This is a genomic window from Rhizobium sp. WYCCWR 11146 (genome assembly GCF_013591995.1).
Taxonomy (GTDB): Bacteria; Pseudomonadota; Alphaproteobacteria; order Rhizobiales; family Rhizobiaceae; genus Rhizobium; species Rhizobium indicum.
In genome coordinates this window covers 575,517-590,474 of the sequence record NZ_JACCEY010000024.1, presented here as the reverse complement: position 1 = coordinate 590,474, position 14,958 = coordinate 575,517, and the positions used below count along the sequence as shown (strand labels likewise).

Annotated in this window: 10 protein-coding genes; 4 read left to right on the top strand and 6 right to left on the bottom strand. The window is 62.6% G+C overall.

Annotated elements, in window-relative coordinates; genetic code table 11:
• Entirely contained in the window at positions 1-1,170 is a 1,170-nt protein-coding gene (locus HX899_RS22640) for an ABC transporter permease (protein WP_171598709.1), read from the bottom strand.
• 99 nt (positions 1,171-1,269) lie between these two features.
• Here HX899_RS22640 and dgcA point away from each other — a divergent pair, with 99 nt between their 5' ends.
• Positions 1,270-2,253, top strand: coding sequence for an N-acetyl-D-Glu racemase DgcA (gene dgcA / locus HX899_RS22635; RefSeq protein ID WP_138389048.1), 984 nt, complete (start codon positions 1,270-1,272; stop codon positions 2,251-2,253).
• On the opposite strand, the gene HX899_RS22630 is transcribed toward dgcA, so the two are convergent.
• Together HX899_RS22630 and HX899_RS22625 are read right to left on the bottom strand one after the other, a co-directional pair.
• Entirely contained in the window at positions 2,205-3,425 is a 1,221-nt protein-coding gene (locus HX899_RS22630) for an MFS transporter (RefSeq protein ID WP_138389047.1), read from the bottom strand. The two genes, dgcA and HX899_RS22630, sit on opposite strands and share 49 nt — an antisense overlap.
• Positions 3,426-3,636: 211 nt before the next feature.
• On the bottom strand, positions 3,637-4,479 hold the full coding sequence (locus HX899_RS22625) for a UDP-2,3-diacylglucosamine diphosphatase (RefSeq protein ID WP_024321852.1): 843 nt from the start codon (positions 4,477-4,479) through the stop codon (positions 3,637-3,639).
• A 233-nt stretch (positions 4,480-4,712) separates the two neighbouring features.
• Between HX899_RS22625 and HX899_RS22620 the strand changes: the two genes are divergently transcribed.
• The gene (locus HX899_RS22620; protein WP_181293445.1) at positions 4,713-5,462 is read left to right on the top strand and encodes a histidine phosphatase family protein; all 750 of its coding nucleotides are present in this window, start codon (positions 4,713-4,715) and stop codon (positions 5,460-5,462) included.
• A gap of 67 nt (positions 5,463-5,529) precedes the next feature.
• Here the strand turns inward: HX899_RS22620 and HX899_RS22615 are convergent, their stop codons facing one another.
• Together HX899_RS22615 and HX899_RS22610 are read right to left on the bottom strand one after the other, a co-directional pair.
• The gene (locus HX899_RS22615) at positions 5,530-8,682 is read right to left on the bottom strand and encodes an efflux RND transporter permease subunit (RefSeq protein WP_181293444.1); all 3,153 of its coding nucleotides are present in this window, start codon (positions 8,680-8,682) and stop codon (positions 5,530-5,532) included.
• Between the two features lie 5 nt (positions 8,683-8,687).
• The gene (locus HX899_RS22610) at positions 8,688-9,866 is read right to left on the bottom strand and encodes an efflux RND transporter periplasmic adaptor subunit (protein ID WP_171598708.1); all 1,179 of its coding nucleotides are present in this window, start codon (positions 9,864-9,866) and stop codon (positions 8,688-8,690) included.
• A gap of 232 nt (positions 9,867-10,098) precedes the next feature.
• Between HX899_RS22610 and HX899_RS22605 the strand changes: the two genes are divergently transcribed.
• Positions 10,099-10,659 (top strand): TetR/AcrR family transcriptional regulator, encoded by a 561-nt coding sequence (locus HX899_RS22605; RefSeq protein ID WP_138329274.1) that lies wholly within the window; start codon positions 10,099-10,101, stop codon positions 10,657-10,659.
• A gap of 60 nt (positions 10,660-10,719) precedes the next feature.
• Here HX899_RS22605 and HX899_RS22600 read toward each other — a convergent pair whose 3' ends face one another.
• A complete protein-coding gene (locus HX899_RS22600; protein WP_181293443.1) occupies positions 10,720-12,159 on the bottom strand; it encodes an FAD-binding oxidoreductase in 1,440 nt (479 codons plus the stop codon).
• A gap of 428 nt (positions 12,160-12,587) precedes the next feature.
• Here HX899_RS22600 and HX899_RS22595 point away from each other — a divergent pair, with 428 nt between their 5' ends.
• On the top strand, positions 12,588-14,900 hold the full coding sequence (locus tag HX899_RS22595) for an NADP-dependent malic enzyme (RefSeq protein WP_181293442.1): 2,313 nt from the start codon (positions 12,588-12,590) through the stop codon (positions 14,898-14,900).
• Positions 14,901-14,958: the final 58 nt, after the last annotated feature.

Genomic DNA, 14,958 nt, shown 5'->3' with positions numbered 1-14,958 from the left:
CTAGAAATCGATCGCTGCATAGAACATCGCAAAAAGCCCGTCCATCAGGATGACGACGAAAATCGCCTTCACCACCGCGGCCGTCACGTGCTGGCCGAGCGATTCCGCGCTGCCGCCGACCTTCAGCCCCTCGACGGCGGCGACGATGCCGATGACCAATGCCATGAACGGCGCCTTGATCATGCCTGAGAGCACCGTCGACAGTGTGACCGCCTCGTGCAGGCGCGACAGGAAGTTGGCGAAGGTGATGCCGGAATAGCCCCAGGCGACGGCGGCAGCACCGCCCAGCGAGGCGAAATTTGCCAGCACCGTCAAAAGCGGCAGCGCTATGGTCAGCGCCACTAGCCGCGGAAAGATCAACACGCCGATCGGGTTCAGCCCCATCACCTTCAGCGCGTCGATCTCCTCGCGCATCTTCATCGAACCGATTTCGGCGGTGATCGCGCTGCCCGAGCGGCCGGCAATCATGATCGAGGTCAAGAGCACGCCGATTTCGCGCAATTGCAGGATGCCGACGAGATCGACGACGAAGACCTCAGCACCGAAGTAGCGCAGCTGGAAGGCGCCTTGCTGGGCGATGATCGCCCCGATCAGGAAAGACATCAGCAAGATGATCGGAACGGCGCGAACGCCCATATGGTCGATCTGGTTGACGATCGAGGCAGGCGAAACGCCGCTGCCGCGGCCGAACTTCATCTGCGCGCCGCGCACAGCCGAGCCGAGGATATACATGGCAGCGGCGAAATTGTCCCAGACCTCATAGGTCATTTTGCCGATCGGCGCGAAGATGCGCGTGGCAAGCGAGACTTTCTCCACCTGCTCCGGCTCGGGCTTAGCCGGCTCCTCGGAAAACATCTCCAGCATTTCGTCGATATGCGAGTTGGTGCCTTCGAAGCGAACCGTCCGCCCGCCCGCCTCTTCTTGCTTCTTCAGCCGGCACAGCAGCCAGATGCCGGCGGTGTCAATCTCCGAAATCTCCGAGAGGTCTACCGTCAGATCGCCATTCTTCTTTTGCAGGAGCTTTTCGAAATCGCGCAGCACCAGATGGATGTAAGCGCTGCGCCAATTGCCCTGAAGACGCACACGCTGTCCCGAGCCATCAGCCTGGTCGTCCACTTGCAGTGAGGCGGCGTTGCGATTCTCGGCGTTCAAGATACTTGTGTCTTTCAAGGCTTACAGCGACATTGCCGAATCGCGAAGCAGATCGTTCGCCCGGCGCGTCAATATACAGAAGCACCGTGCAATTTCCATGCTTGCAGGAGAGCAATAATGCCGCGCACCCTCGATATCCAGATGAATTCCTTTCCGATTGCCGGGACCTTCACCATCTCGCGCGGGGCAAAGACCGAGGCCGACGTCATCACCTGCACGCTTATCGAAGAGGGTAAGCAGGGGCTTGGCGAATGCGTGCCCTACCGCCGCTACGGCGAGACCATGGAGAGTGTTTTCGCCCAGATCGAGGCGGCGCGACCGCTGATCGAGGCCGGCATCTCGCGCCGCGACCTGCTGTCGGCGATGCCGCCGGGTGCGGCCCGCAACGCCGTCGATTGCGCCCTCTGGGACCTGGAGGCGAAACAAACCGGTGAAAGCGTCGCGGCCCGTCTCGGCCTTTCCGCTCCGCAGCCGCTCACCACAGCCTACACCATCTCGCTCGGTGAGCCGGAGGTGATGGCCGCCCAGGCCCGCGAACATGCCGGCCGTGCACTGCTCAAGGTCAAGGTCGGAACCGGGGACGATGAAAGCCGCATCCGCGCCGTCCGCGCGGCCGCGCCCGATACCGCCATCATCCTTGATGCCAATGAGGGCTGGCCGGAAGCGGTGTTGGAACACCACCTCAATATCGCGGCGCAAGCGGGTGTGGCCCTCGTCGAACAACCGCTGCCGGCCGGTCGCGACGCGTTGCTCGCCGAAATCCGCCGCCCGCTCCTCGTCTGCGCCGACGAGAGCGTCCACCACACCGGCGATCTCGCAAGCCTTGCCGACCGCTACGACGCGATCAACATCAAGCTCGACAAGACCGGCGGCCTGACGGAGGCGCTGTCGATGAAGGCCGAGGCCGAACGGCTTGGATTCAGCATCATGATCGGCTGCATGGTCGGCACCTCGCTTGCCATGGCGCCCGCCGTTCTGCTCGCCCAGAATGCCGATTTCGTCGATCTCGATGGTCCGCTGCTGCTTGCCCGCGACCGCGAACCCGGCCTGCGTTACGCCGCTTCCCTGGTCTTTCCGCCCGAAACTAACCTTTGGGGCTGAAGATAATAGGCGAAGATCACGAGGCCGAGGCCGGAGAACGCGACTACGGCCATGAGGTAATAGCTGACGACGCCGAGCCAGGCATAGAGATAACCCGACGCCAGGGTCATCAGCGCCATCGCCATGCCGACATAGAAGAAATAGGCGCCCTGCGCCGAGGATTCCTGCGTCTCCTGCACCGTAGCCACGATCCGCCGCTGCACGCCGGTATGCACGAAGGCGTAGGTGAAGCCGTGGAAACACTGCAGCAGGAAGAAACCGGCAAAGCCCGTATTCATCGGAAACAGGATCCAGCGGCAGACGCTGATGGCGCAGCCGAAGCGGATCAGCGTCCAGGCGTCGAAGCGACGGCTGAGGCGCTTCGACAGGAAGAACACCGTCACTTCCGAAGCGACGCCGGCGCTCCAGAGCAGGCCGACCTCGGTGCCGGAAAAGCCGAGGTGATGCCAGTAGATCGAGGAGAAGGCGTTGAGCACCGCATGGCTCGATTGCTGGATGGCGACGCCAATCAAGAGCAGCAGCAGGTGCGGCTTACGCAGGCCGCTGCCGGTGGCGGCCGGAAGATCGATCGGCTGGCCGCGGCGCCGCGTCGGCCCGATGCGCGGACAGAAGATCGCCATGACCACGGTCATGATAAAGCCGAACGCCATGACATCAAGCACCATCCCGCCGCCCCACCGGTTGATCAACTGGCCACCGACCAGCGTCGAGACGATGAAAGCAATCGAGCCCCAGACCCGCATCGATCCGTAATCGAGACCCCAGCGGCGCACGCCCGATATGACGATCGATTCGACGACCGGCACATAGGGCGCGAAGGTGGCGCCCTGCAGCGTAAAGACGATGAAGACAGGCCAGAAAGTCGTCGTCCAGTAGAGTGCCACCGCCGTCAGCAGCGAGAGGCCGCCTGACCAGAGCAGCACGTCGGCGCGCTCCTTCATCCGGTCGGCAATCATGGCGACAACAGGCGCCACCAGCACGCGCACCACCATCGGAACGGCCAGGATCACACCGATTTCGTGGTCGCTGAAGCTGTGGCCCGCAAGCCAGACGGGGAAGAACGGCAGGACGATGCCGTTGACGAGCAGCGGCGCGCAATAGGAAAGCGCGCTGAGCAATCGGAAGCGCGGCGGCGCTCCCTCACCCGTCGGGGAAATTTGAGCGGGAATCATGGATGGACCTGAAGGAAACTCGTCGTTGTCCTAACACACCACCCTGGAAGCGACTATTGCGAGAAATAGCCCTTCTGAAACGTTTTAGAAAATAAATAGGGCCTGTCGCCTGACGGTAACGGCTAAATTCCTACTGCAAAATTTCAAAATGCTACGGTATCCTTTGCGCGTCTCAAAAGACGCGCGGCGCTGTAAAGCGCGGGCGCCAAAATCAGGCGGCCTGCGGGGCCAACTCACCCTCGTCATGCATTTCGATGGCGGCAAGCGCCGGCACACTGCTGGCGAGCGCCCGCCAGGTGATCAGTTCGAACGTGCCATCCTCGTGCTCGGCGACCGCCGTGCAGCTTTCCACCCAATCGCCGGTGTTGATGTAGCGGATGCCGTCCATATCCTGGATGATGGCATGATGGATATGTCCGCAGATCACGCCGTCGGCGCCGTTTTTGCGGGCTTCCTCGGCCACGACGCGCTCGAATTCGCCGATAAAATTGACGGCATGCTTGACCTGCAGCTTCGCCCAGGCCGAGAACGACCAGTAGGGCATGCCCAGCCGGCGGCGCACTGCCGCCAGGATGATGTTGATGCGGATCGCCGTGTCATAGGCCCAGTCGCCGAGATAGGCGAGCAGCCGGGCGTTGCGGACCACGACGTCGAACTCGTCGCCGTGCAGGATCAGGTATTTCTTGCCGTCGGCGCCGTCATGCATCATGCGCTCGACAACCTCGATGCCGCCGAAATGCATGCCCGGGAAGGCGCGCAGGAATTCGTCGTGATTGCCTGGAATATAGACAACGCGCGTGCCCTTGCGCGCCTTGCGCAACAGTTTCTGGACGACGTCGTTGCAGACCTGCGGCCAGTACCAGCTGCGCTTCAGGCGCCAGCCGTCGACGATGTCGCCGACGAGCACGATCGTATCGGCCTCGTGGTGGCGCAGGAAATCCAGCAGGAAGTCAGCCTTCGCGGCCTTCGAGCCGAGATGGACATCGGAAATGAAGAGCGTGCGGAAATGTCTGGGTTCCATCATGTCTTTCACGAGCTGCCGCTCATGTCCCATCTTTCATCTAACCTTCCAAAACCAGACTCGTGTTTCAGGAAGATGACAAGCTGGGGAAAAGCCCTGCAAACCTGTTCATCCCACGTGGGCGGTATGCCCGTCGCCGCGTGGCCGCATGGCCGTCGCCGCGTGGGCAGTATGCCCGTCGCCGCCAGGTCCGCGGACAAGGTTGCCCTGTGCATTCAGGGCGTTCATGATGACGGCGATTCATATCCGACAATGCGGGATGGCTGATGCGTCTCTTTCTCGTTCGCCACGGCGAATCCCTCGGCAACATCAACGAACAGGCCTACCGCCAATTCGGCGATCACAACGTGCCGTTGACGCGATGGGGCCATCGGCAGGCTCTCGAAGCAGGCGGCGTGATCGCGTCCTATCTCAAGGCATTGCCGAGCGCGGATTTCGGCAAGCTGCAGATCTGGTATTCGCCCTTTCTCAGGACCCGGCAGAGCAAGGATGCGCTGCTCGAAGCCCTGCCGGAAAGCGTCGTCGGCGATATCAGGGAGGATTATCTGCTGCGCGAGCAGGATTTCGGTCTCTTCACCGAAATCTATGACCACGCCGAACAGAAGCAGAAGTTTCCCGAGGAGTTCGAAAAATGGGCGAGGCTGCGCAGTAACAGCGGCAAGTTCTACGCCCGGCCGCCGGATGGCGAAAGCCGGGCGGATGTGGCCCAGCGGGTGCGTCTGTTCCTGCAGACAGTTATGCACGACGCCGAAAATAGCGACCACACCGTCGTGATCGTCGGCCATGGCGTCACCAACCGGGCGGTCGAGATGAATTTCCTGCACCGCCCTGTCGAGTGGTTCGAGCGCTCCGACAATCCCGGAAATGCCGATATCACGCTGATCGAGGGGACGCGCTCGCAAGGATACGAGTCGATCCTGCTGCATCAGGCCGCCGACCGGCAGCCGGGACAGGAAGGCGAATTGCGCGATGCCTATGGCGCCGACGTGACGATCACGCCGAAGCCGACTGCATAATTCCTGAAATCGGACCGCCGCAAAGGTCTGCGGCGGGTTGCGCAAGGCAACCCGCCAACTCTTCACCTCAGCTCGGCGACGTGACGGTTGCCGGCTCCTGTCCGGTCGGCGCCTCCTCGTTTACAGTCTCTGGCCGCTTCGTCCTCAAGAGACGCAGCACGAAGACGAAGAAGACGGGAACGAAGAAGATCGCCAGCACCGTCGCCGAGATCATGCCGCCGAGCACGCCCGTGCCGATGGCATTCTGGCTCGCCGCACTTGGCCCCGTGGCGATCGCCAGGGGCACCACGCCCAAAGTGAAGGCGAGCGAGGTCATGATGATCGGCCGGAAGCGCAGACGGGCACCTTCGATCGCGGCATCCATCAGCGATTTCCCCTCGGCAAAACCGTCCTTGGCGAATTCGACGATCAGAATGGCATTCTTCGCCGATAGTCCGATGATCGCGATCAGGCCGACCTTGAAGTAGATGTCGTTGGACATGTCGCGGCTCATCACCGCGAGCACGCAGCCGATGACGCCAAGCGGCACGACCAGCATCACCGACAACGGGATGGACCAACTCTCGTAAAGCCCCGACAGCAGCAGGAAGACGAAAAGGATGCTGAGGCCGAACAGGAACGGCGCCTGCGATCCCGATCTCAGCTCCTCCAGCGACTGGCCGGTCCATTCGAAGCCGAAGCCGTCGGGAAGTTCCGAGGCCAGCCGCTCCATTTCGGCAATCGCCGCCCCCGACGAATATCCAGGCGCCGGAGCGCCAGAGATACGTACGGAAGGGTAACCGTTATAGCCGACGATCTGCGCCGGTCCCTTCTGCCATTCGGCGACGGCGAAGGACGATAGCGGCACCATGCCGCCGCTCGCATTGCGGACATTGAGCTTCATCAGGTCTTCCGCCTGAAGTCTGCTCTTGTCCTGTGCCTGCACGATGACGCGCTGCATGCGGCCCGAATTCGGGAAGTCGTTGACATAGCTCGAGCCGAGATTGGCGGTGATCGTGCTGTTGATGTCGGCGAAGGCGACGCCGAAGGTATTTGCCTTCTCGCGATCGATAACGAGCACGAGCTGGGCTGAGTCAGGCATGCCCTCCGGTCGGATGCCTGATATGATGGGGTTCTGCGATGCCTTGCCGATCAGCATTCCCGCCGCCTCGGTCAGTGCCGCCTGGCCTTTCGCCCCGCGATCCTGAAGGCGGAAGGTGAAGCCGTTGGTCGTGCCGAACCCTTCGATCGGCGGCGGCGACAGCGCGAAGGATGTGGCGTCCTTCAGCCCAAACAGCTGCATATTGGCGCGGTTGGAGATCTCCTGTACCGAATTGCCGGCGCCGCGTTCGGCCCAGTCCTTGAGCGTAACGAACACCAGGGCGGCGTTCGGTCCCTGCCCCGAGAAGCTGAAGCCCTGGATCGCGACGACGTTGGCAACGGCCGGCTCTTTCTTGAAAATCGCCTCGATGCTTTCGAGCGAGGCCACCGTGCGGTTGCGGCTCGCCTCCGGCGGTCCCTGCACGTCGACGATCAGGAAGCCCTGATCCTCATCCGGCACGAAGCTGCTCGGCAGGTTGACGAAGAGGTAGCCAAGGCCGATGAGCAGCGCGACATAGACGGCCATCACCCGCCAGGAGCGCTTGGCCAGTCCCTCGACGGTTCGGGCATAACGGCCGGTCAGCCGGTCGAAGTTGCGGTTGAACCAGCCGGCGATACCCTTCTTCTCGTGATGACCTTTGATCGGCTTCAGGAAGGTGGCGCAAAGCGCCGGGGTCAGCGACAGCGCCAGGAAGGCCGAAAACAGGATGGATACGACCATGGTCAGGCTGAACTGACGGTAGATGATGCCGGTGGAACCCGGGAAGAACGCCATCGGCACGAAGACGCAGGAGAGAACCAGCGTAATCCCGAGGATCGCGCCGGTGATCTGCCGCATCGCCTTCTTGGTCGCTTCCTTCGGTGACAGCCCTTCCACCGCCATCAACCGCTCGACGTTTTCCACCACCACGATGGCGTCGTCGACCAGAATGCCGATGGCAAGCACCATCGCGAACATCGTCAGCACGTTGATCGAGAAGCCGGCGGCAAACATGACAGCAAGCGTCCCGAGCAGCGCGACGGGCACGACGAGCGTCGGAATGATGGTGTAGCGGAAGCTCTGCAGGAAGATGAGCATGACGACGAAGACGAGCGCGACGGCTTCTGCGAGTGTATGCGCCACCTCCTCGATCGATGCCGAGACGAACGGGCTGGTATCATAGGGAACGGAATATTCAACGCCATCAGGGAAGAAGCGTGACAGCTCCTCCATCTTCGCCTTGACCAGGTTGGAGGTATTGACGGCATTGCCCGTCGACGACAGCTGGATGGCGATGGCGGCACTCGGCTGCCCGTTCAAGCGGGTCGAGAAACTGTAGCTCTCGCTGCCCTCTTCGATGCGCGCGACATCGCGCAGCCTGACGTTCGATCCGTCGGCATTGGCGCGCAGCACGATGTCTCCGAACTCCTTGATGTCAGTCAGTTGCCCCTTCACCAGCACCGTCGCCGTCAGGTCCTGCGAGATCGGATTGGGCGCTGCGCCGATCTGGCCAGCTGCGACCTGGGCGTTCTGCGCCGATATCGCCGCGCTGATGTCGGATGCTGTCAGGTTCAGGCCGACCATCTTGTCGGGATCGATCCAGATGCGCATCGCCCGCTGCGACGCAAACAGCTGGGCGCGGCCGACGCCTTCGAGACGGCGCAGCTCGCCGATGACGTTTCGGTTGAGATAGTCGCCGAGCGCCACCTCGTCGGTCTTCCCGTCCGTCGAGGTCAGCGAGATGAACATCAGGAAGCCTGAGGACGCCTCCTCAACGGTGATGCCCTGATCCTTGACGGATTGCGGCAGCCGCGGTTCGACGCGGCGGATGGCGTTCTGAACGTCGACCGAGGCCTGGTCGATATCGGTGCCGGCCGCAAAGGTCGCGGTGATCGTCATTGCGCCTGAGGTATCGGAGGTCGACTCGAAATAGGAAAGGTGCTCGACGCCGTTCAGCTCTTCTTCGATCTGGCGAGTAACGCCCTGATAAATGTCCTGCGGCGACGCGCCGGGATAGCTGGTGGTGATGCTGAGCTGCGGCGGCGCGACCTTTGGATATTGCGCAACCGGCAGGAACGGTAGAGCGATCAGGCCGGCGAGAGAGATGAAGATCGCAAAGACCCAGGCAAGGATCGGGCGATCGATAAAGAAACGTGCCATCGATCTTACTCCGGCTTCTTGGCGTCACCGGACGCGAGCTGGCCATTCCGCCACTCTTCCGGGGCGACCTTTGCGCCCGGCTGCAGCTTCTGGCCGCCGTCGACAACGAGACGCTCACCTGGTGACAGGCCGCTTTCGACCACCCATTCATTGCCGAAGGATTGACCGAGCTCCACGTCACGCGGCTGTGCTACGTCTCCCTCCTGGACGACATAGACCTGCGCCTTGCCGTCGGCCGTGCGGATGACGGCGCGCTGCGGGATAAGGATCGCCTTCTCACGGACGGCCTGTTCGATGCGGACCCTGATGTAAAGACCCGGCAGCAGGTCGCCCTTCGGATTGGGAAATTCACCGCGAAGGGTGACCTGCCCGGTCGTCGCATCGACGCTGGCACTGCTGAAGAGCAGCTTACCGGCTTCGCCATAGACCGTGCCGTCATCAAAGACGAGCTTGATGTCGGCCTTGCCTGGTTCGGTCGACGTGAGGCTGCCGTTCTCGACCGCCCGCTTCAGCGCCAGCAGGTCTCCGGAGGATTGCATGAAGTCGGCATAAACTGGGTCGATCTGCTGGATCATCGCCAGCGCGTCGCCGGCGTCGGCCGTCACCAGCGCGCCTTCCGTCACCAGCGCGCCACCGATGATGCCTGATATAGGCGCGCGAACTTCGGTATAGCCGAGATTAATCTTCGCTTCGTCGAGCGCCGCCTGCGCCAGCGCGATATCGGCATCGGCCTGCGCAAGGGCGACGGCGGCCGCATCATATTCGATACCGCTTGCAACATCGCGGTCGCGCAGCGACTTCTGCCGGTCTAGCTGCTGGCGGGCATTCAGCTGCGTCGCCCTGGCGCGATCGAGGCTTGCTTCCGCACTGGCCACGCGGACCCGGAAAAGCGCCGGATCGATCCGGTAGAGCACATCGCCCTGATGAACGAGGCTGCCCTGCTCGAAGATCCGTTCCTGCAGGATGCCGGAAACCCTGGCCCGCACTTCGGAAACGCGCGTCGCGGCAATGCGGCCGGGCAATTCGCTGATAACGGGAACCGGACGCGCGTTGAGCGTCAGGACGCCGACGGCTGCTGGCGGCATCGCGCCGCCTTCCTGGGCGTAAGCCGGCAGGCCGGCACCGAATATCAGCGCCAGGACAAACGTATAACGCAATGATTTCGTTCGAAAAAGCATGTTCATTAGCCTTCCTGCTGGTCCCGCTGGGGTCCAAAAAAGCACAGCCCGCCGAAATGACGTTCGGCGGGCCTCCTCGGCCGACAGATAGTCGATCTTTTTTTGCTTTGCAAGATACCTACCGGTTGGTATGATAGCATTATCATGATCGGAACTCCCATGGCCCGGCGATCCCAGGAGTGATACTGATCTTCTCAGGCGCCTCGGCGCGTAGCTTATCTCGAACACAGGTCATGCATTGGTAGATAGCCCCCGCAACAGAAAGAAACAGCCGGATGTCGTGCGGCAGGCTCTTCTCGATTGCGCCAGGAAGCTGGCGCTCGAGCATGGCCTGGCCGCCGTCAGCCTGCAGGCAGTCGCCAGCGCAGCCGGCGTGACCAAGGGAGGGCTGTTTCATCACTTCCCCAATAAGCAGGCTCTTATAGAGGCCGTGTTCGACGGCATGATGGAAAGCCTCGACCGCGAGATCGACGAGGAGCTTGAAAAGGATAAGGGCGGCCATGGCACATTCACCCGCGCCTATGTCCGCACCCTGTTTGCCGACCGAGCCCTTGCCAACAGCCCGTGGTCGGCGCAGACGATGACGGTGCTCGCCGACCCCTACTCCAAGAGCCTCTGGCACAGATGGATGAATGACCGGCTGGTCAGGCACGCCGAAACCGACATGGGAATGCGGCTGGAGATCGTTCGCCTGGCGGCGGACGGCGCATGGCTTGCCCATGTTTTACGGCCTGACGACCATGCCGCGTCCGACGACGCGGTTCTACTGCGTGAATTGATCGAACTCACCGAGGGGTGACAAGCAATTGGCGTCTCATCCCGCGCCCGGCTATATCACCCGAGCGCGGGGATGGTCGGGCTAGGCAGCTCGCACTGCCGCCATCGGTTTAACATTCTGGTTCATCCGGAACAGATTGTTCGGATCGTAGCGCCGCTTGATCTCGGCAAGGCGAGCGTAGTTGGCGCCGTAGGCAGTCTCGACGCGATCACCTTCGTCTTCGGGCATGAAGTTGATGTAGGCGGTGCCGACCGAATGCGGCTTGGTAGCCTCGAACAGATCCCGTGCCCAGCCTATGCAGCTTCCATCCATCCCGGTCTCCCGCCAGCGCGCATGCACATTCATGACGAAATGCGAACTGCGTTGCGGAAATGCGGTGGCCTCGGTGGCCACGCGGCCAGCCGCACCGCCGACATGACCGATGAAGATCTCGCATTCCGGGCCGGGCAGCCTGCGCACGGCATTAAGCAGAACCTCGATCGCGACATCGGGGAGAGATGCAAAATCCTGGCTCTTCCAGTAATTGCGTGCGCCGGGCGTGAGCAACGGGTCGAATGCCTGCTGCCAGCCGGTGAACGGCACCGGGCCGACGACGTCGGCAATGGGATTTCCGATCGCGCGCAATCGAGACGTTGCCTTTTCGCCCGCCGCGATGTCTCCGCAATAGCACATGGCGAGCACCACGATCTCCTTGCCGTGCCATTCGGCCGGAAGGAACGGCAGCGGCGGTGCCTGGCGCATCACCACCCAGCAGGTCAGCTCATCGGGTGCAGCATCCAGCGCCTGCCGGTATCCCCTCAGCACCTTTTCCGCATCGGCGAAGGGATGCACGACGAGCCCAGCGAGAACCTCTGTGTTGAGAGGGTTGAGCTGGAATTCGAAAGAAGTGACGACGCCGAAATTGCCGCCGCCGCCGCGCAGCGCCCAGAAGAGGTCCGGCATTTCCTTTTCGCTCGCCTTGACCAGTTCGCCGTCGGCCGTCACTACATCAACCGAAAGCAGATTATCCAGCGTCAGCCCGAATTTGCGGGTCAGCCAGCCGAAGCCGCCGCCGAGCGTCAGGCCGGCAATGCCGGTCGTCGAATTGATGCCGGTCGGCAGCACCAGCCCGAAGGCCAGCGTTTCCTGGTCGACATCGGCAAGCGTGGCGCCCGGCTCGATCCTGGCGCGCCGCGTCTGCGGATCGACCCGCACCGATTTCATCGCCGACAGGTCGATGACCACACCGCCCTCGCAGACCGCATTGCCGGCGATGCCGTGCCCGCCGCCACGCACCGAAACGAGCAGATTGTTGTCGCGTGCAAACCGCACCGCCCGCACGACATCGGCGGCACCCGCGCATCGCGCAATAAGCCCGGGCCGCCGGTCGATCATCGCATTCCAGATCGCCCGCGCCTCGTTGTAATCCATGTCTTTACTGGTCAGGAGACTGCCGCGAAATCCGGCGGCTAAGGCATCGATGGCCACGTCATTGACCATCGTCTGCCCCTTTTGCAGGGTCGTCAGGTTCAAATTGTCCATGATTTCCTCCATGCGACCAGCGCCCCGCACCGTCGCGGCCGGCATTTTGCGCTTGTTGAAGTCGTCAAACAAGTTTCCCAAAGGGATTAGTCCCGTGATGACGATACGTCAGCCCAATCTGAAGTGCCCTGGGGTACCCCCTCTGCCCTGCCGAGCATCTCCCCCACAAGGAGGGAGATCGGATGGGCGCGGCGGCTTCCCCAAACAACTGCCGTAAAGTTATTTCGATGCTGCAGAGAGGAACGGATGATCCAACCGCTTGCCGATCTCCACCCTTGTGGGGGAGATGCCCGGCAGGGCAGAGGGGGGTGCCACACAGTATACCCCCGCCCACCTCGCGAAAACTTCTCCCATCCCCCATTTCCATACTGTCGCCCGTATCCGATTGATGTATGGAGGGAGCTCAAAAGACGTGCACGGAGGCGGCGATGGATCACCCGGAAAAATCGAAGACGGAAAAGAACCTGACGAGCGGCGATCTCGACGAGCAGGCACTTTTCTTCCACCGCTATCCCCGCCCCGGCAAGCTGGAGATCCAGGCGACCAAGCCGCTCGGCAACCAGCGCGACCTGGCGCTCGCCTATTCGCCCGGCGTTGCCGCCCCTTGCCTTGCCATTCGCGACAATCCCGAAATGGCGGCCGAATATACCTCGCGCGCCAATCTCGTCGCCGTCATCTCCAACGGCACCGCCGTGCTTGGCCTCGGCAATATCGGCCCGCTTGCCTCCAAACCGGTCATGGAGGGCAAGGCCGTGCTCTTCAAGAAATTCGCCGGCATCGACGTCTTCGATATCGAGATCGACGCCGCAGGCGTCGACCAGATGGTCTCGACCATCGCCTCGCTGGAGCCGACCTTCGGCGGCATCAATCTCGAAGACATCAAGGCGCCGGAATGTTTCGAGGTCGAGCGGCGCCTGCGCGAAAAGATGAAGATCCCCGTCTTCCACGACGATCAGCACGGCACGGCGATCATCGTCGCCGCTGCGATCCTGAACGGGCTGGAACTCGCCGGCAAGAACATCGCCGACATCAAGATCGTCGCCTCCGGCGCCGGTGCTGCCGCACTTGCCTGTCTCAACCTGCTGGTCATTCTCGGGGCAAAGCGCGAAAACATCTGGGTCCACGACCTCGAAGGCCTCGTCTATGAGGGCCGGGTCGAGCTGATGGACGAATGGAAATCCATCTACGCGCAGAAGAGCGATACGCGCACGCTCGCCGAAAATATCGGTGGCGCCGACGTCTTCCTCGGCCTTTCCGCCGCCGGCGTGCTGAAGCCGGAGCTGCTGGCGCAGATGGCCGACAAGCCGCTGATCATGGCGCTCGCCAATCCGACGCCGGAGATCATGCCCGATCTTGCCCGTGCCGCCCGCCCCGACGCGATGATCTGCACCGGCCGCTCGGATTTCGCCAACCAGGTCAACAACGTCCTCTGCTTCCCCTATATCTTCCGCGGCGCGCTCGATTGCGGCGCCGAGACGATCAACGAGGAAATGAAGATGGCGGCCGTGCGCGCCATCGCCGCCCTTGCCCGCGAAGAGCCATCCGACGTTGCCGCGCGTGCCTATTCCGGTGAGACTCCGGTCTTCGGCCCGGACTACCTCATCCCCTCGCCCTTCGATCCGCGCCTGATCCTGCGCATCGCGCCTGCAGTCGCCAAAGCCGCCGAACAGAGCGGCGTGGCACGCCGCCCGATCCAGGATTTCGACGCCTATCTCGACCAGTTGAACCGCTTCGTCTTCCGCTCCGGCTTCGTCATGAAGCCGATCTTCACCGCGGCCAAGGCCGCCGAGCGCAAGCGCGTCATCTTTTCCGAAGGCGAGGACGAGCGCGTGCTGCGCGCTGCCCAGGTGCTGCTCGAAGAAGGCCTTGCCGAACCGATCCTGATCGGCCGCCCGCAAGTCATCGAGACGCGCCTGAAGCGCTACGGCCTGCGCATCCGCCCGCTGCAGGATTTCGAGGTCATCAATCCGGAAGACGATCCGCGCTTCCGCGAATATGTCGATCTCTATTTCTCCCTCGTCGGCCGGCGTGGCGTCATCCCGGAAGCGGCCCGCACGATCGTGCGCACCAACACCACCGTCATCGGCGCACTGGCGCTGAGGCGCGGAGAGGCCGATGCGCTGATCTGCGGCCTCGAAGGCCGCTACGAAAAGCACCTGCGCGACGTCCGCCAGATCATCGGCAAGCGCAAGAATGTCCGCGATTTCTCCGCACTCAGCCTGATGATCTCGCAGCGCGGCGCCACCTTCTTCACCGACACCTATGTCACCTTCAATCCGACTGCCGAGGAGGTCGCCGAGGCGACGGTGCTGGCGGCCGAGGAAATCCGCCGTTTCGGCCTCACCCCGCGCGCCGCCCTGGTCTCGCATTCCAATTTCGGCTCGCGTGAGTCCGAAAGCGCCACGAAGATGCGCAACGCCCTGCAGCTCGTGCGCGAAGCCGCGCCCGACCTCGAGGTCGACGGTGAGATGCACGGCGAAAGCGCCATCACCGAAGCACTGCGCAAGCGCGTCATGCCGGACACGACATTGCACGATGAGGCGAACCTCCTGGTCTTCCCAAACCTCGATGCCGCCAACATCACCCTCGGCGTGGTCAAGTCGATGACCGACGGCCTGCATGTCGGCCCGATCCTGCTCGGCACCGCCCTGCCCGCCCATATTCTCGCTCCCTCGGTCACCTCCCGCGGCGTCGTCAATATGGCGGCACTGGCGGTTGTGGAGGCATCGCAGCCGGCTTGAGCCAGTTCAGGCTGCTGACAAAGTCGGCCAACTCCCTTTCGTCATGCTCGGGCTTGTC